The organism is Flavobacterium sp., assembly GCF_031363805.1.
Classification (GTDB): Bacteria; Bacteroidota; Bacteroidia; order Flavobacteriales; family Flavobacteriaceae; genus Flavobacterium.
Window position 1 is genome coordinate 44,449 of record NZ_JANLVD010000095.1, and the last position, 18,493, is coordinate 62,941.

The window sequence follows — 18,493 nt, forward strand, 5'->3', positions numbered from 1 at the left end:
ACTATATTACTGCTGTTTTTTTTAACTTCTATACAAGCGCAAATCAAAATGATAACACCACCCTATTTAAAAAAAGGCGATACCATTGCCATAGTTGCTACAGCTCGCAAAAATATTGATGACAATTTAAAATTTGCTACAGATTTACTAAATAGTTGGGGGTTGAATGTAAAAATTGGTAGTACAATTGGATTGGATTTAAACCAATTGGCAGGAACTGATGCACAACGGGCTCAGGATTTTCAAGATCAAATGGACAATTCAAATATTAAAGCCATCTGGTGTGTTCGTGGTGGTTATGGTACGGTTCGAATGATTGATTTATTGGATTTCACAAAATTTAAAGTAAATCCAAAATGGATTATTGGTTTTAGCGATGTAACTGTTTTGCACAATCATCTCAACACAATGGGTTTCAAATCTATTCACGGAATAATGCCTGTAAGTTCCAAAGCAACAGAAGAAGCAAAGGAATCCTTAAGAATTTCTTTATTCGGAGAAAAATTAAAATATGAAATCGATAGCCATGCGATGAACAGAATGGGAAAAGCTTCTGGTGAATTGGTTGGTGGAAATTTATCTATTCTATACAGTTTAATGGGTTCAAAATCTGCCATAAATTGCGATGATAAAATTCTTTTCATGGAAGATCTTGACGAATATTTGTATCATATTGATAGAATGATGATGAATCTTCGACGAAATGGTTGCCTTGAAAGCATTAAAGGAATTATAGTTGGTGCGATGACAAAAATGAAAGACAACGACATTCCTTGGGGAAAAGATGCGCTTCAAATTATTGAAGATGTGACTAAAAAATATAATATTCCAATCATATACGATTTTCCAGCTGGACATATTTCAGACAATCGTGCTTTAATTATGGGAAATAAAATTTCCATTACTGTTGATCCTATTTGCAGTAAAGTTGCTTTTGAATAGATTTTTAGATTGTTCAATTTTACTTATTCTAATATTCTAAAAATCGAATAATCTAAATAATGGCAGAACACAACGATTTAGGCAAACTAGGAGAGGAATTATCAGTTGAATTTCTTCAAAAAAAAGGATATCATATTCTAGAAACCAACTGGACTTTCCAAAAGGCCGAGGTTGATATTATTGCACAAAAAGAAAATATTCTTGTTGTTATTGAAGTAAAAACCAGATCTTCCATAGATTTTGGATCACCACAAGATTTTGTGAAACCCGCAAAAATTCAACTTTTGGTTAAAGCCATTAATGAATATGTAATTTCAAACGATTTAGATTTAGAAATTCGATTTGATATTATTGCCATATCCAAAGAAGGCAAGAATTTTAATATTGAACATTTGGAGGATGCTTTTTATTATTTTTAATTAAATTCCCAAATTCATTTTTTGTTCTAATTGTGTAATATGTTCTATAATATTGCGATTTTTAAGTATTTTACATTTATTTAATCCCAAAATAAAAACAAAAATTCACTACTAATTCATTCATTTTTTAAAAAATACATACTTTTTTAAAAAATATTTAGCGAATAATGCAAAAAATAAATACATTTGCTTTCAAATTACCAAACCAAAAAAACCAAATTTTATGAAAAAACTATTCCTTAGTTTATCCATTGTTGCTTGTGGATATTTGCAAGCACAATCTGACAAGTATTGGTCTGTTCACACAGAAACCACCAATAAAATAATTGCAAAAGACAAAGCGGTTGCAAGATTATCGTTTCCCAAAGCATTCGATTTGTATGATTTGAATACAGATGTTTTAAGAAATGCCTTATTTTCAACACTAAAAAATTCTAATCAAAAATCTGTAATTATTTCACTGCCAAACACCGAAGGGAAATTTGAACAGTTTGAAATGGTTGAAGCATCCAATTTTGAACCAGCTTTGCAAGCAAAATTCCCTGAAATTAGAGCTTATTCAGGAAAAGGAATTACAGATAAATACGCTACAGTAAAACTTAGTTTTTCTCCACAAGGAATACAAACTATGGTTTTTAGGTCAGACAAAGAAAATGAGTTTATGGAACCATATTCTCAAGATCATAAAGTGTATGCCGTTTTTAGATCAAACAGAGAAAAAGGCAAACTGCCTTGGACTTGCTCGACAGACGATCATGAATTGGTGTCAAACTTAAGCTCTCAATTGCCAAACACATACAAATCAAGTTCAGCACAATTAAAAACCATGCGTTTGGCACAATCCTGCAATGGTGAATATGCAGCTTTTTTTGGAGCTTCGACTGCTGGAAATGCAAGCGATCAATCAAAAGTTTTAGCTGCTTTCAATGCTACATTAACTCGTTGCAATGGTGTATATGAAAAAGATTTGGCTTTGCACTTAAATCTTATTGCAAACACCACAAGTGTTATATTTTACAATGCTGCAACAGATCCATATTCAACTACATTGAGCCAATGGAACGGTCAATTGCAAACTACACTAACCAATACAATTGGTGCAGCAAATTATGACATTGGTCATATGTTTGGTGCATCTGGTGGAGGCGGAAATGCAGGTTGCATAGGTTGTGTGTGTGATGCCGCCAAAGGTTCTGGAATTACATCTCCTGCTGATGGTATTCCGCAAGGAGATAATTTTGATATTGATTATGTTGTACATGAAGTGGGTCATCAATTGGGTGGAAACCATACTTTTTCAAATAGCAACGAAGGTTCTGGCGTGAGTAAAGAAGTAGGTTCTGGTGTAACCATTATGGGATATGCAGGAATTACTGCTCAAGATGTTGCCCCACATTCAATAGACATCTATCATGAAGCTACAATTGCACAAATTCAGGCCAACTTAGCAACCAAAACTTGTCCAGTAAGTACTTCAATTTCTGCCAATAATGCTACGCCTGTAGTAAATGCTGGATCAGATTTTACTATTCCAAAAAGCACACCATTTATGCTTACAGGCGTTGCAACAGATGCCAATACTGGCGATGCATTAACTTATTGCTGGGAACAAAATGACGACGGCGGTTCTCAAACGGGTGCCAATAGTGTAGCAAGAGCAAACAAAACTATTGGGCCAAACTGGAGAACTTGGAATCCATCTGTTTCACCAACAAGAATTTTTCCTATTATGGCATCCGTGATTGCAAACTCCGCTACGACATCTGGAACAGGAAATGAAATTATTGCTGTAGAAGCATTGAGTTCTGTAGCCAGAACATTAAATTTCAGACTGACTGTGAGAGATAACGCTTCTTATAGTTCAGTGGCGCCCATAAAAGTTGGTCAAACCAATTTTGATGATACAGTAATTACTGTAAACGCAACCGCTGGTCCTTTTACAGTAAGCTCTCCAAACACTGCGGTATCTTATGCTGGTGGAAGTTCACAAACCATTACTTGGGATGTATCTGGAACAACTGCAAATGGCGTAAATTGTGCCAACGTTGATATTCTTTTGTCTACCGATGGTGGAAATACTTTTGGAACAATATTACTTTCAGGAACTCCAAACGATGGAACCGAAGCAATAACTATTCCAAATACGCCAGGAACAACCAATAGAATCATGATAAAAGGAACTGGACATATATTCTTCGATATTTCAAATGCCAACTTTACAATTGGAGCAGGAAGCACAGATACTGTTGCTCCATCAGCTCCAACAAGTTTAATTGCATCTGGAACCACTCAAACTACAACTAATTTATCTTGGAATGCATCCACAGATAATGTTGCGGTAACTGGATATGATGTTTATAGAGGATCTACATTATTAACTACTGTAGCAACTACTTCTTATACAGCAACAGGATTAACTGCATCAACAGCTTATGATTTTACTGTAAAAGCAAAAGATGCAGCAGGGAATGTTTCTGGATTGAGTAACACTGCAACTGTGGCTACATTAGCGCCAGCTATAGATACAACTGCTCCTGCTGCACCAACAAATTTGACTGCTTCTGGGACTACAGCTACGACCACAAATTTATCTTGGACAGCCTCTACTGATAATGTAGCGGTTACAGGTTATGATGTGTACAGAGGAACTACATTGTTAACTACAGTTAACACAACAACTTACACTGCCACTGGATTAACAGCTTCTACAGCTTATAGTTTTACTGTAAAAGCAAAAGATGCTGCTGGAAATATTTCTGCCGAAAGCAATATTGCAAGTGTCACAACATTGGCTCCGACAACAGTTACTTATTGTACTTCCGCAAGTACAAACACGAACGATGAAAGAATTGGGAAAGTAGTTTTCGGAACCATTAATAATACTTCAACAGGAACTGCAGGATATGAAAATTTCTCATCGCAATCAACAAATGCTACTAGAGGAACGGCTTACACTATAACAATTACTCCAACATGGACTGGAACTGTTTATAATGAAGGCTATGGAGTGTGGATTGATTACAATCAAGATGGAGATTTTGCAGATGCGGGAGAACTAGTTTTCTCTAAAGCAGCTTCAAAAACGACACCAGTTTCTGGAACATTTACTATTCCAACTACTGCAACATTGGGCGCGACAAGAGTTAGGGTTTCTATGAGATATAATGCTGTTCCAACTTCATGCGGATCATTTACCTATGGTCAAGTGGAAGATTACACGGTAAATATAGTATCAACATTAAAAGAAAATATTCAATCTGTATCAAATACAATTGCTTTTAAATTGTATCCAGTTCCAGTAAAAGAGAATATTTTAAACTTATCGGGTCTTGAAAAAGAGTCAACTTTTAAAATATTCAATTTATTGGGACAAGAATTGACAAATGGAAAAATTGATAATAATGTTATCAATGTAGGCAGGCTTGCAGCTGGAAACTACATTATAGAGGTTTCAAATGAAGATGGTGTGAAAGCGCAACGTTTTATAAAAGAATAATTAAATATTTATGTTGAACATAAAATCCCATTCGTATCTTGCGAATGGGATTTTTAAGTTTAAATTCAAATAATACTTTAAACCAAACGTTTAATTAATACGTATATCTAGCTTTATCTTAAAAATGATTACTAAAAAAAGTAACATCCCTATAAAAATACTACTCAGCTATTTGGCTTTGTCATTGCTCGCTTTTATTGTGGGTTGGATATTGTATTCTGAAAATAAAGTTTTTTATAATACCGAAAGTAAAATTTCCAACGACAAAACTAAAATTCTAAAAGTCAGCAATTTACTTTCCAATTTATACAAAACTGAAAGTTTGGCTAGACAAACCATACAGTCAAATTCTGAAATAGATTTTGATAATTACAAAAAACAGACAGATTCGCTTAAAACTGAAATAGATTCTTTGAAATTATCGGTTACAACTCAGTATCAAAAAACTTTATTGGATAGTTTAAAATATTTGTTGGGTACAAAAACGGCAAATATTTTACAACTCAAATCAATAAAAAATAAAGCAAATAGCGAGGTTTCTGTTAAAAATGCTATTAACAATTTAACCAGAATGGAGCTTTCTTTGAGTAAACTTCGAGTAGAAGATTTGGTGAAAAATCCATCTTCTATGGGAAGTTACCAACTCAATGTATTGAAAAAATATGTATCGGTTTTAAATCAAAATATACCAGATGATAGCACCAATACTTTAAGCAAAAGAGCATCAGATTCCATATTATTAGCATCCAAAACATTGCTAAATAATGTAAAAAAAGAAACAGCTAAAAGAAAAATTGCTGCTAGCATTGAAGAAAATAAACTCCTAGAAAATGAATTTTCAATATCCGAACAATCTAGAAAAATATTGAATATTATTGAACAAGAAATTATCTTGAATAACACCAAAAACGATTTTGAAAAAGAAAATTCTTTGAGGAAAACCAATAATATTGTTACTATAGCGGCAATAATTGGGTTAGTATTGACTTTGTTTTTCTCGATATTAATTATAAACGATTTCTCCAAAACCGAATCTTACAAAACGCAATTAGAAATTGCAAATACCAAAACTAAAACTTTACTTAAAAACAGGGAACAATTAATAAGTACAGTTAGCCATGATTTAAAAACGCCTTTGAGCACTATAGTTGGCTACGCAGAACTTTTGGGAAATTCAGAATTGAACAAAAAGCAATCCTATTTCACCCAAAACATAAAAGGTTCTTCTGAATATATTTCAAAATTAGTTCAAGATTTACTCGATTTTACCCAAATTGAAGCAGGGAAAATTGCCATTGAAAGCATTTCATTTTCCTTAAATGAAATATTAAATGATGTTGCTAAAAGTATACAATCTATTTACAGTCATAAAAATATTGAACTGATAATAAACTTAGATAAAAAATTAGAAAATAAAATTATTGGAGATCCATTCAGATTAAGACAAATTTTATCGAATATAATTGGAAATGCCTACAAATTTACAGAATCTGGCATTATAAAAATCGACGCTGAGGTGATTAGTGATGCCTCATTTATTCTCATTAAAGTTAAAGATTCTGGAATTGGAATTCATGAAAAAAACCAAGAATTAATTTTTCAAGAATTTACACAGGCAGACGAAAACATTGAAAAAAAATATGGTGGAACTGGATTGGGACTGACCATTTCCAAAAAAATCATTGAAATTCTAGGAGGCAAATTGACACTTCAAAGCACTTTTGGCCAAGGAAGTGTTTTTAATATTCAAATACCATTAAAATATGACGTTTCAGTACACACTCAAAAACAAGTGCAAGTTTTAAACAATAAAATTTTAACAGCTGTAATTCTTGATGATGATTTAAATTTATTAAACCTAACCGCTGAGGTTTTGAAACAAAACAATTACAATGTTTTGAAATTTACAAATGCCACTGATGCTTTGGAAGCTATTAAAAATGAACCTTTTGACATTTTAATTACAGATATTCAAATGCCAAATATTGATGGTTTTGAATTTATATCTTTGTTAAAAAATTCAAAGTCAAACTATAAAAATCAACCTGTAATTGCTCTTACGGGAAGAACCGATTTAGCTACTGAAATTTATATGATAAGAGGCTTTGATGCAGTAATCAATAAACCATATACTCCAAAAAATCTTATAGCAATTATTGATGCAATCATTAATAAATCAGAAATTATTAATCCAATTATTCACGAAGTTAAAGAATATGATTTTGAACAAGTTTATAATTTAGACAATTTAAAGGAATTTTTACCTAATAAAGAAAATGCATTGGAAGAAATAATTTCTATATTTATTTCAGATACAAATCAAAACTTATTAAATCTTAAAAATGCTATTTCTAATAAAAACATGGATCAAGTAAAAGAAATTAGCCATAAAATGGGTCCTATGTTCAAACAAATTAATGCATTTGAAGTAAGCACAATCCTAGATAAATTTGAAAATAATGAAATGAGAACAATAGAATTACGAGATGATTTTGAGAAATTAGAAACTAAAATTAAAAACCTTTTAGCACTTATTGAGCAGGAAATACATTAGTTCAAATTGTACAATGACAATTTATTGTACAAGGTTTTTCTGTTAATTTTAAGCAGTTTAGCAGCTTCAGACTTGTTGTTTTTTGTTTTGGTCAAAGCATTAATTATAGTGTCTTTTTCATTTTCTGACAGTGAAAAATCGTCTTGATGATTATTGGCTATTTGAAAAATTTCAGGAGGAAGAACATTTTTTTCAATAAAATCTCCTTTAGATAAAAGTGTTGCTCTTTTAATAATATTTTGTAATTCTCTTAAATTACCTGGCCAATTGTAGTTTTCAAAAATACTTAAAACTTCTTTTGAAAAACCAATAATATTCTTGTTTAATTGATGGTTCGCTTTTTCGAGAAAAAAATCCGCAAAAACCATTAAATCGCCATCTCTTTCTGTTAGTGATGGTGATTGAATAGAAAATTCATTTATTCTATGATACAAATCTTCTCTAAAGTTTCCATTTTTTACTGCTTCGCGCAAATCTTCGTTTGTTGCAGTAATTATTCTAATGTCTACTTCAATTTCTTTATTGCTTCCAACTGGTTTTATTTTTCTTTCTTGCAATGCTCTCAATAATTGGATTTGATTTTCATAAGACAAATTTCCAATTTCATCAAGAAATATAGTTCCCATATTGGCTGCTTCAAAGTATCCAATCTTGTCGTTTATTGCACCCGTAAAAGAGCCTTTTAAGTGACCAAAAAATTCGCTGGCAGCCAATTCTTTGGGAATAGCACCACAATCAACTGCTATAAAGTTATTGTTTTTTCTATTGCTTTTTTCGTGTATGCTTTTTGCGATGACTTCTTTTCCAGTACCACTTTCTCCAACAATTAAAACAGACATATCTGTTGGACTGACCAATTGAATATATTCGGCTAATTTTTTTGAAGCATTTGATATTCCTAAAACAAAATCGTTTTTTATTTCAGGTTTTACTTTTAAAACTGTTGGAGTAACTACAGTAGATTGGTTGCTTTTTTCGATAACATTTTCGATAACTAGCAAAACTTCTTCTGGATTAAAAGGTTTTGAAATATAATCCGAAGCACCATTTTTAATTGCTTTGACTGCAGTATTCACGTCAGAATAACCAGTCATTAGAATAACTGGAATATTGGGAAATGTTATTTTTAGTTCAGACATAAGTGCAATTCCATCATAATTTGGAAGCCTTAAATCTGTGATTATCAAATCAAATTTTTCAGATTTTATACTATTTTTTGCTTCTTCCGCAGAAAATGTTGCAGTGACAGCATATCCTTTTCGAGTAAGAAATTTTTCTAACATCTTACAAAATGCAACATCGTCTTCTATTAATAAAATCTTAATCATTAAATCTAAACTTTATTGCTAAGTTAGAGCTAATCTAATTAAAATGTCTTAATTTTTTCGTAAAAAAAAGAGAGATTGAATGAACAATCCCTCTTTCGAAACAAAATTATAAGTCCCCTAAACTTATTTTTTCAACCAATTCCCTTGAGCATCGGCATAAACAGTAGCTTTTTGATCTCCAACAGCTATGTCCATTTTATATTCTTTTTTGTCGTTTACATAAGCTTTAGTTACCGTTGCATCTGGATATCCAGCTTTTAACGAAGTTTTTAAAGCTTCTGGCAATTCCTCAGATTTTACCTCTTTGTAATTTTCTTGACTCGACTTTGAAGTTGCCTCAGTTGTAGTAACTTTGGTTTCTTTAGTCGTTTTAGCTTCCTGTGCAAATGTTGAGATGCTACCCAATAATATTGCTGATAAAATTAATTTTTTCATGATTGTGGATTTTAATAGTTTATAACTTCAATACTATAAGTAAATATCGTACCAGTAAATTAAAATATATTTAATCATTGAAAATCAAATAGTTAAGATTTTTAATTTTATAAAATATATTCTAAATGTGTAGAATTTTATAAATAAGTGTGTAATAGTTATACATATCATACTCAAAACATTCCTTCTAAAAAATCTACTTAAAAAAAATCCCACCTCAATTTGAATTGGGTGGGATTTAAAACTTCGATTTCAAAAACTTACTCTTGAGGTTTCATTTTGAAAGTATCCATAAATGCGGTAGTATAATTTCCAGCAACATAATCAGGTTCATCCATTAATTGTCTGTGAAATGGTATGGTTGTTTTTATTCCTTCAATTACAAATTCATCCAAAGCTCTTTTCATTTTATTGATGGCTTCCTGACGTGTTTGCGCAGTCGTAATTAACTTGGCAATCATAGAATCGTAATTTGGTGGAATGGTATATCCTGCATAAACATGCGTATCTAAACGGACTCCGTGTCCGCCCGGCGAATGCAATACTGTAATTTTTCCTGGTGATGGACGAAAATCATTGTAAGGATCTTCAGCATTAATACGACATTCTATAGCATGCAATTGTGGTAAATAATTTTTACCAGAAATTGGAATTCCGGCTGCCACCATAATTTGTTCGCGAATCAAATCATAATCTATAACTTGTTCCGTTATAGGATGCTCAACTTGAATGCGCGTGTTCATTTCCATGAAATAGAAGTTTCTGTGTTTATCCACTAAAAATTCTACTGTTCCTGCGCCTTCATATTTTATATATTCCGCAGCTTTTACTGCGGCTTCTCCCATTTTTTGACGAAGCTCATCGGTCATAAATGGCGATGGTGTTTCTTCTGTTAATTTTTGATGACGGCGTTGTACAGAACAGTCTCTTTCAGATAAATGACAAGCTTTTCCATAGGCGTCTCCAACTACTTGAATTTCTATGTGGCGTGGTTCTTCAATTAATTTTTCCAAATACATACCATCGTTTCCAAAAGCTGCTGCCGATTCTTGACGAGCGCTTTCCCAAGCTTTTAATAAATCTTCTTGTTTCCAAACTGCTCGCATACCTTTTCCACCACCACCAGCTGTTGCTTTTAGCATGACTGGATATCCAAATTCTGAAGCGATTTGTTCTGCTTGTTCGTATGATTCCAAAATTCCTACAGATCCAGGAACACATGGAACACCAGCTTCAATCATAGTGGATTTTGCAGAGGCTTTGTCGCCCATTCTATCAATCATTTCTGGCGAAGCACCAATAAATTTGATTTTATGCTCTTGGCAGATTTTTGAAAATTTTGAATTTTCAGATAAAAATCCATATCCAGGATGTATTGCATCGGCATTTGTAATTTCTGCTGCTGCAATAATATTTGACATTTTTAAATAAGACAAATTGCTTGGTGGCGGTCCAATACAAACTGCTTCATCAGCAAATTTTACGTGTAAGCTTTCGGCATCAGCAGTAGAATATACAGCTACTGTTTTAATGCCCATTTCTTTGCAGGTTCTTATTACACGAAGTGCAATTTCGCCTCTGTTGGCTATTAATATTTTTTTAAACATAGTTTTTGAAATTACGAATTAAAAATTACGAATTACGAATTAAAAATAATTTGAAAGATATTTTCAATTCGTAATTCGTAATTTTTAATTGATTAAGAAGGGTCTACTAAGAATAATGGTTGATCAAATTCTACAGGTGAAGAATCGTCAACCAAAATTTTAACTATTTTTCCTGAAACTTCAGATTCAATTTCGTTGAATAATTTCATGGCTTCTATAACACATAAAACATCTCCTTTAGAAATTACACTTCCTACTTCTACAAACATTGGTTTGTCTGGAGATGGTTTTCTGTATAATGTTCCAATAATTGGCGATTTTACCGTTACATATTTTGAACTATCATCAGCCATAGGCACTACCACTGCTTCTGAAGTTACCTGAGCAATTTGCTGAGGAGCTACTGCTTGTTGCAACATATTTTGTTGTGGCATTTGTTGTACATAGGTTGTTTCAGTACTACCTTCTAATGTTGTTCTAATGGTGATTTTTACATCGCCAGTTTCTAATTTTACTTCAGCAACACCTGAGTTTGCTACAAATTTAATTAGATTTTGAATTTCCTTTAAATCCATAATATGTAAGTTTAAGTTATATTTTATTTTTACTCTTTTTTATTGTAAGCCCATTTTAAATAAATTGATCCCCAAGTGAATCCACCACCAAAAGCTGCAAATATTAAATTATCACCTTTTTTAAGTTGATCTTCAAAATCGCTTAATAAAAGTGGCAACGTTGCAGAAGTAGTGTTTCCATAACGTTGTATATTTAATAAAACTTTCGATTCGTCAAGATTCATGCGTTGTGCAGTGGCATCAATAATACGTTTATTGGCTTGATGTGCTACTAGCCAATTTATATCATCGTGAGTCAAATTATTGCGTTCCATAATTTTTTCACTTACATCTGCCATTCCAGAAACGGCGTATTTGAATACGGTTTTTCCATCTTGAATTACAGTATGCTGACCATTTTCGACAGTTTCCTTAGAAGCTGGCAATATAGAACCTCCAGCATCAATTTTTAGATATTCTCTACCCAATCCGTCAGATCTTAAATATTCATCTTGCAAGCCTAAACCTTCTGTGTTGGGTTCAAACAAAACAGCACCAGCTCCGTCTCCGAAAATGATGCAGGTGGCACGATCTGTATAGTCGATTATCGATGACATTTTATCGGCACCTATAAGTAATACTTTTTTGTAACGCCCAGATTCAATGTAAGCAGAAGCAGTTGACATTCCGTATAAAAAACTGGAACAGGCTGCTTGCAAATCGTAAGCGAATGCGTTTATGGCACCAATTTGACTAGCTACAAAAACTCCAGTTGAAGCCACTGGCATATCTGGCGTTGTGGTTGCCATAATTACCATATCAATATCTGCTGGGTTTATTCCAGATTTTTGAATCAAATCTTTAGCAGCTTTGATAGCCATAAAAGATGTTCCTTTTCCTTTTTCTTTTAGAATTCTTCTTTCTTTAATTCCTGTTCTGGTGGTTATCCATTCATCATTGGTATCGATCATGGTTTCTAAAACCTGATTGGAGAGTACAAACTCGGGGACGTATGCGCCAACGGCAGTAATTGCGGCAGTAATTTTGTTCATAAAGTTCAAATATCCGTCTTTAAAATTTAAATTTTAAAGGCTATGAAGTTACAAAAAATCTTTAAATGAAAGGTTTTTTCAGCTAATTTTTATTTTCGGTTATACTCAACAAAAAAACTCTCACACTGTGAGAGTTGGATTTTTATACAAAAAATGTATTAAGCAACAGCTGTTTGCTTATCAATAACTACTTGACCTCTGTAGTACATTTTACCTTCGTGCCAGTAAGCTCTGTGGTATAAATGTGCTTCGCCAGTTATTGGGCAAGTTGCTATTTGAGCTACAGTTGCTTTATAATGAGTTCTTCGTTTGTCTCTTCTTGTTTTCGAGATTTTTCTCTTTGGATGTGCCATTTTGCAAAATTATTTATCCGTTAATAATGTTTTCAATTTATCCCAACGTGGGTCGGTATTTTCTTCTTTGACTTCTATTGAGTCTTTGACTTTAATTTGGTTCAATTTATCCAACGCTTTAGATTGCAATGTGCCATCTTTTATACCTGGATGAACTTTTTTAAGTGGTATCGATAATACAATCATTTCATAAACATATTGCGAAATGTCTATTTGGTTTTCTCCAATGGGCAATATGAGTAAATCCTCATTGTCATTATTGAATTCTTCTCCAAACCTAACTATTAATTTCAAATTGCCTTTAATCGGCATGTCGAAATTTTCATCAGTTAAATCGCAAGGAACATTTATGGTTCCAGAATGTTTGAAATTTAATTCAAGCATTGTGTTTTTCTTTTCTAATACTACTTTTACTTTGATGTTGGCGCTTTCAAATTCGTCATACTCAAAGTGTTCAAAGAACTTTTTATTAATTTGATATTCAAACTGATGTTTACCTAGCTTTAACCCTACGAAAGGAATTAAAAATTCGTTTGTAACTTTCATCTTGATAACAATTTGTCCCTTTTATTCGGGAGTGCAAAGATATAAATAATTTGCAAAATCAAAAGCCTTATCAACATTTTTTTGTTTATAACTGCTTTTCTTTTGTTTTTAGTGGCTTAGCAGTTATTTCCTCGTACTCATTTCTTGACTTAAAAATATCTATTGCCGTGTAAATGGCTTCTAAAAAGGAATTATGATCTGCTATTCCTTTGCCAGCTATTTCAAATGCGGTTCCGTGATCTGGGGAAGTTCTGATTTTATTTAAACCAGCGGTATAATTGACTCCTTTTCCAAAAGATAAAGTTTTAAATGGAATTAAACCTTGATCATGATAGGTTGCCACAACGGCATCATACTTTTCATACTGACTATTTCCAAAGAAACCATCGGCAGAAAACGGACCAAAAACTAAGGTGCCTTCTTCAAATATTTTTTTTAAAGTAGGCTTCATTATCTTATCTTCTTCATCGCCAATCACGCCATTATCTCCAGAATGTGGATTTAAACCTAACACTGCAATTTTTGGTTTTCTAATTGAAAAATCCTGTATCAAAGATTGATTGATTGTTTTTATTTTTTGACGGATTAAAGCTTCGGTTAAATGTTTAGCCACTTCGCTTAAAGGCACATGGTCTGTAAGTAAACCAACCCTTAAATTGTCTTGCACCATAAACATTAAGGCATTTCCTTCTAGTTCTTGGTCTAAATAATCGGTATGACCAGGAAATTTGAAATCTTCAGATTGAATATTTGATTTGCTAATAGGAGCCGTTACTAAAACATCAATACTATTTTCTTTTAATGCTTTTGTGGCTGCCACAAATGACTTTACAGCATAATTGCCAATAGCGTCATCTTGTTTTCCATATTCTATATTCACAATTTCTCTCCAAACATTCAATACATTTATTTTCCCGATGACCATTTGATCCATTTTGTCAATACCATGTAATTGTGCTTGCAGGTTGAGACTTTTTTTTAGAAATGAAAGAATTTTTACATTCGCAAAAATAACTGGCGTACAAATTTCTAGCATTCTTGGATCTTCAAATGATTTTAGGATTACTTCACTCCCAATTCCGTTTAAATCTCCAATAGAAATGCCTACAATTATATTTTCTGTTTTTTTTGTCATTATGTAAATATATTTATTGCTAATTTTGATGCAAATTTACTAAAAATAAAACTACAATGTTCACAGGAATCATAGAAACTCTCGGAACCATCAAAGAACTTCAAAAAGATAACGATAATTTACATATTACTATAAATTCATCAATAACAAATGAACTTAAAATTGACCAAAGTGTGGCGCACAATGGTGTTTGTTTGACAGTTATTGCTATAGAAAATGATAATTATACTGTTACAGCCATTAAAGAAACAATTGATAAAACTAATTTATCTGGTTGGATTGTAAATGATGTGGTAAATCTAGAACGCGCCATGAAATTAGGAGATCGTCTGGACGGACACATTGTACAAGGACATATAGATCAAACAGCTATTTGCAAAAATATTGAAGAAGCAAATGGGAGCTGGTATTTTACTTTTGAATATGATAAGAATTTGAATAACATTACCATTGAAAAAGGCTCAATTACTGTAAATGGTGTTAGCTTAACGGTTGTGAATTCTAAATTAAATGAGTTTAGTGTTGCCATAATTCCATATACCTACGAGCATACAAATTTTCATAGTTTCAAAATTGGAACCAAAATAAATTTGGAATTTGATGTGATTGGGAAGTATGTGAAAAGATTGCATGAAATGAAATTATAAATTTTTCAGCTAAAATATTCATTATCTTCGCCGAAAAATTGATATGAAAAAATTATTACTATTATTAGCTTTCGCAACTTTTATGGTGGGTTACAGTCAGGAAACCGTTCAAGTTGATCCTGCTGAAACTCCAAGTTTCAAAAGAAATGAAATGAGATTAAATGCTGCTGCGCTTATAGGTGGCGTTTTTGAATTGTCTTATGAAAGAGTTTTGAACGAAGAGTCTGGCGCTGGAGTTTCTTTGTTTATTGCCACGGCCACGGCAGACACAGAGAATGATTATATGACTTTTAGTTTGACTCCATACTATAGATTTTATTTTGGAAAAAAACCTGCTGCTGGATTTTTCTTTGAGGGTTTTGGAATGTATAATGTGTATAAGAATTCTGATTATTATTACACAAATTATAACAATGGTTATTTCAATTCAACTGTAATTAAAGGAGAAAAAATCTCTGATTTTGCGCTAGGTTTTGGTTTAGGAGGTAAGTGGATGACCAGAAAAGGGGTTGTTTTTGAATTGAGTGCAGGTATTGGACGAAATTTATTTAATGAGAAGAATAACACTGTTGGCACAAAAATAGTAGGCAGAGGCGCATTGTCTATTGGATATAGATTTTAAAGTTCTTTAAATATGTAAAAAATGCTTCTCGTTTTATGGGAAGCATTTTTTTTATACCATAGATGACTATCGTACTTTATAATCGGTTTTACAAACAAAAAGATTATATCATAAATTTAAAAGACTTAAATAAAAAAAATAAAATTTAATATCTAATTAATACTCTTTGAGATAGTTATTTGTAACTTTATAAATCCTAATAGAAAAAAGCTAAAAATGAAAACATTAAAATCAATTTATTTTATACTAATTTCTTCTTTGATTATTTTTTCTTGTCAATCTGTGAAAACGGCTTTGTTTGATCAATATTCATACCAGCAAACTACAGCTATAAAAGTGGAAGCTTCAAATGTTATGGATAAAGCCACCACACCATTCTCAAATAATAAGGAAGCTGTAGAAAAGCTATTGCTCGATGTGGACAAACTGGTTGAATATGAAAAAAACAAACCAAACAATGAAATTACTTTTGCCATGTGGAAAATTTTATCCGATAAAGAGAAAAATTTATTGGCGGGATTTTTTAAACGTTGGGAAGAAAAAGGAAGTTTTTCGCCGGTTTTTCTTCAAGAAGCAAAAAAACAAGTCACCGATGCTTTGGATTTACTCATTCAATATGAAGTAAAAAAAGACAAACAATCAAAAGACAATCTGGTAGATTTAATTAACCTTAATAAGTAAATCATGGATATAGAAAAATTATTAAAAGAACTCAAAGCACAACTTTTCGGTCTTTTAGAAGGAAATTTTAATGAGTTCAAGCCTCAATTACAAAAAGAAATCACATTGTTTTTGGAGCAATCCAAAGACAAACTCACACGATGGACACTTTTGCTTGCCGATCAATCTATTACCAAAGATGAATTTGAATGGTTGATAAAAAGTCAAAAAGATTTATTGACATTAAAAGCATTGCAAACTGCAGGAATTTCCAAAATTAGAATCAACAATTTAAAAAATAGTATCATACAAACCATCATCAAAACAGTTTTTATGGTAATTTAAAATATCCAACAAACTGAAATCAACCTATAATTTTAGGATTTCTGTTCGTATATTTGCTTCATTAATTTAATAATGAGCCATACTTACCCAAAAAACGAAAAATTAAAAAGCAAAATTATTATTGATTCCCTTTTTTCAGATGGAAAATCGGTATCAAAATATCCATTGCGATTGGTTTATATTCCTATTGATGTTATAAATTTTAAATATTTTGATGGTACAAATTCATCCATAAAAATTGGAGTTTCGGTTTCAAAAAAGTATTTCAAAAAAGCGGTCGATAGAAATTATTTTAAACGTGTACTTCGTGAAACCTATCGTTTAAATAAACATTTGCTTCTTGATAATATGAGCAAACCTTACGCTTTTATGTTTTTTTACCAAACCAAAGACAAGCTATCTTATCAAGAAATAAACGAAAAAACAATCAAACTTTTTGAAAAATTCATTGAAAGTCAAAAAACAGAAATTGTAGAATAAAAAAAAAGATTGCTCAATGAACAATCTTTTAAATAATTAGAATTAATAACGTAATTATAATTGTGGACCTGCTTTTATCAGGTTTTTCCCTTCTTCATTGTCTGTGTATTGTACAAAATTGGCAACAAATTTATTGGCTAAATCTGCAGCTTTTGTTTGCCATTCAGACACTTCTGTATAAGTTTTTCTTGGATCAAGAATATCAGTATTCACGCCTTCAAGTGTAGTTGGAATTTCAAGATTAAAAACAGGAACCATTATAGTTTCTGCTTTTTCCATAGAACCATCTAAAATTCTATCAATTATAGCACGCGTATCTTTTATAGAAATACGTTTTCCAGTTCCGTTCCAGCCAGTATTTACCATGTAAGCTGTAGCTTTGTGCTGTTCCATTTTTTTAACCAATTCTTCACCATATTTTGTTGGATGAAGCGATAAAAATGCTTTTCCAAAACAAGCTGAAAATGTTGGAGTTGGCTCATTCACACCTCTTTCAGTTCCTGCCAATTTAGCAGTAAATCCAGACAAGAAATAATATTTAGTTTGCTCTGGAGTCAATTTTGAAACTGGTGGCAAAACTCCAAAAGCATCTGCAGTCAGAAATATTACTTTGGTAGCATGACCTGCTTTGGAAACTGGTCTTACAATATTGTCAATATGATTAATTGGGTAGGAAACTCTAGTGTTTTGAGTCACAGATCCATCTTTAAAATCTATTTTTCCGTTGGCGTCTACTGTTACATTTTCTAGCAATGCATCTTTGCGAATGGCATTGAAAATATCTGGTTCATTGGCTTGACTTAAGTCGATGGTTTTTGCATAGCAACCACCTTCAAAATTAAAAACACCATCATTATCCCAACCGTGCTCATCATCGCCAATCAATTCACGTTTTGGATCTGTAGATAATGTAGTTTTTCCTGTACCTGACAATCCGAAGAAAACTGCTACATCGCCATTTTTACCTTTGTTGGCAGAACAATGCATTGAAGCCATTCCTTGCAAAGGTAAATAATAATTCATCATGGAGAACAACCCTTTTTTCATTTCTCCACCGTACCAAGTTCCTCCAATTAGTTGGATTTTTTCGGTTAAGTTGAAAGCTACATATACTTCAGAATTTAATCCGTGTGCTGCAAAATCTTTAAATTCAGTTTTAGAACCATTCATTACTACAAAATCTGGCTCTCCGTAAACAGCTAATTCAGCATCAGTAGGACGTATAAACATATTTTTTACAAAATGTGCTTGCCAAGCTACCTCAACAAGCAAACGAACTTTTAGACGAGAATTTTCGTTAGCGCCACAAAATGTATCT

General features: G+C 32.2%; 18 protein-coding genes. 9 read left to right on the top strand and 9 right to left on the bottom strand.

Features of this window, described 5'->3' with window-relative positions; all coding sequences use genetic code 11:
* Positions 1–48: 48 nt before the first annotated feature.
* The 4 genes from RMN92_RS05850 to RMN92_RS05865 all read left to right on the top strand — a co-directional run bounded on the left by RMN92_RS05850 (position 49) and on the right by RMN92_RS05865 (position 7,411).
* The gene (locus RMN92_RS05850) at positions 49–942 is read left to right on the top strand and encodes an LD-carboxypeptidase (RefSeq protein ID WP_309608549.1); all 894 of its coding nucleotides are present in this window, start codon (positions 49–51) and stop codon (positions 940–942) included.
* A 59-nt stretch (positions 943–1,001) separates the two neighbouring features.
* Positions 1,002–1,361 (top strand): YraN family protein, encoded by a 360-nt coding sequence (locus RMN92_RS05855; protein WP_309608533.1) that lies wholly within the window; start codon positions 1,002–1,004, stop codon positions 1,359–1,361.
* Positions 1,362–1,584: 223 nt separating this feature from the next.
* The gene (locus RMN92_RS05860; RefSeq protein WP_309608534.1) at positions 1,585–4,857 is read left to right on the top strand and encodes a reprolysin-like metallopeptidase; all 3,273 of its coding nucleotides are present in this window, start codon (positions 1,585–1,587) and stop codon (positions 4,855–4,857) included.
* 124 nt (positions 4,858–4,981) lie between these two features.
* Positions 4,982–7,411, top strand: a complete 2,430-nt coding sequence (locus tag RMN92_RS05865) for an ATP-binding protein (RefSeq protein WP_309608535.1) — start codon at positions 4,982–4,984, stop codon at positions 7,409–7,411.
* Here RMN92_RS05865 and RMN92_RS05870 read toward each other — a convergent pair.
* The 8 genes from RMN92_RS05870 to pdxA all read right to left on the bottom strand — a co-directional run bounded on the left by RMN92_RS05870 (position 7,408) and on the right by pdxA (position 14,421).
* Positions 7,408–8,739, bottom strand: a complete 1,332-nt coding sequence (locus RMN92_RS05870; protein WP_309608536.1) for a sigma-54 dependent transcriptional regulator — start codon at positions 8,737–8,739, stop codon at positions 7,408–7,410. The genes RMN92_RS05865 and RMN92_RS05870 overlap by 4 nt on opposite strands.
* Positions 8,740–8,862: 123 nt before the next feature.
* Positions 8,863–9,174 carry a hypothetical protein gene (locus RMN92_RS05875; RefSeq protein ID WP_309608537.1) on the bottom strand — a complete coding sequence of 104 codons (312 nt, stop codon included), beginning with the start codon at positions 9,172–9,174 and terminating at the stop codon, positions 8,863–8,865.
* 260 nt (positions 9,175–9,434) lie between these two features.
* A complete protein-coding gene (accC, locus tag RMN92_RS05880; RefSeq protein WP_309608538.1) occupies positions 9,435–10,781 on the bottom strand; it encodes an acetyl-CoA carboxylase biotin carboxylase subunit in 1,347 nt (448 codons plus the stop codon).
* Positions 10,782–10,873: 92 nt separating this feature from the next.
* Positions 10,874–11,356, bottom strand: coding sequence for an acetyl-CoA carboxylase biotin carboxyl carrier protein (gene accB, locus RMN92_RS05885; RefSeq protein WP_309608539.1), 483 nt, complete (start codon positions 11,354–11,356; stop codon positions 10,874–10,876).
* A 29-nt stretch (positions 11,357–11,385) separates the two neighbouring features.
* Entirely contained in the window at positions 11,386–12,387 is a 1,002-nt protein-coding gene (locus tag RMN92_RS05890) for a beta-ketoacyl-ACP synthase III (protein ID WP_309608540.1), read from the bottom strand.
* Positions 12,388–12,545: 158 nt separating this feature from the next.
* On the bottom strand, positions 12,546–12,740 hold the full coding sequence (rpmF, locus tag RMN92_RS05895) for a 50S ribosomal protein L32 (protein WP_011964469.1): 195 nt from the start codon (positions 12,738–12,740) through the stop codon (positions 12,546–12,548).
* Positions 12,741–12,749: 9 nt separating this feature from the next.
* Entirely contained in the window at positions 12,750–13,286 is a 537-nt protein-coding gene (locus RMN92_RS05900) for a DUF177 domain-containing protein (RefSeq protein WP_309608541.1), read from the bottom strand.
* 85 nt (positions 13,287–13,371) lie between these two features.
* The gene (gene pdxA / locus RMN92_RS05905) at positions 13,372–14,421 is read right to left on the bottom strand and encodes a 4-hydroxythreonine-4-phosphate dehydrogenase PdxA (protein ID WP_309608542.1); all 1,050 of its coding nucleotides are present in this window, start codon (positions 14,419–14,421) and stop codon (positions 13,372–13,374) included.
* 56 nt (positions 14,422–14,477) lie between these two features.
* Between pdxA and RMN92_RS05910 the strand changes: the two genes are divergently transcribed.
* The 5 genes from RMN92_RS05910 (at position 14,478) to rnpA (ending at position 17,175) form a co-directional block, all read left to right on the top strand.
* Entirely contained in the window at positions 14,478–15,068 is a 591-nt protein-coding gene (locus tag RMN92_RS05910) for a riboflavin synthase (RefSeq protein WP_309608543.1), read from the top strand.
* Between the two features lie 43 nt (positions 15,069–15,111).
* Positions 15,112–15,690 carry a DUF3575 domain-containing protein gene (locus tag RMN92_RS05915; RefSeq protein WP_309608544.1) on the top strand — a complete coding sequence of 193 codons (579 nt, stop codon included), beginning with the start codon at positions 15,112–15,114 and terminating at the stop codon, positions 15,688–15,690.
* A gap of 216 nt (positions 15,691–15,906) precedes the next feature.
* Positions 15,907–16,371 (top strand): hypothetical protein, encoded by a 465-nt coding sequence (locus RMN92_RS05920; RefSeq protein WP_309608545.1) that lies wholly within the window; start codon positions 15,907–15,909, stop codon positions 16,369–16,371.
* Positions 16,372–16,374: 3 nt separating this feature from the next.
* The gene (locus RMN92_RS05925) at positions 16,375–16,695 is read left to right on the top strand and encodes a hypothetical protein (protein WP_309608546.1); all 321 of its coding nucleotides are present in this window, start codon (positions 16,375–16,377) and stop codon (positions 16,693–16,695) included.
* 72 nt (positions 16,696–16,767) lie between these two features.
* Entirely contained in the window at positions 16,768–17,175 is a 408-nt protein-coding gene (gene rnpA, locus RMN92_RS05930) for a ribonuclease P protein component (protein WP_309608547.1), read from the top strand.
* A gap of 54 nt (positions 17,176–17,229) precedes the next feature.
* Here the strand turns inward: rnpA and pckA are convergent.
* Positions 17,230–18,493: phosphoenolpyruvate carboxykinase (ATP) (gene pckA / locus RMN92_RS05935; protein ID WP_309608548.1), on the bottom strand; the 1,264-nt coding region annotated here is incomplete at its 5' end.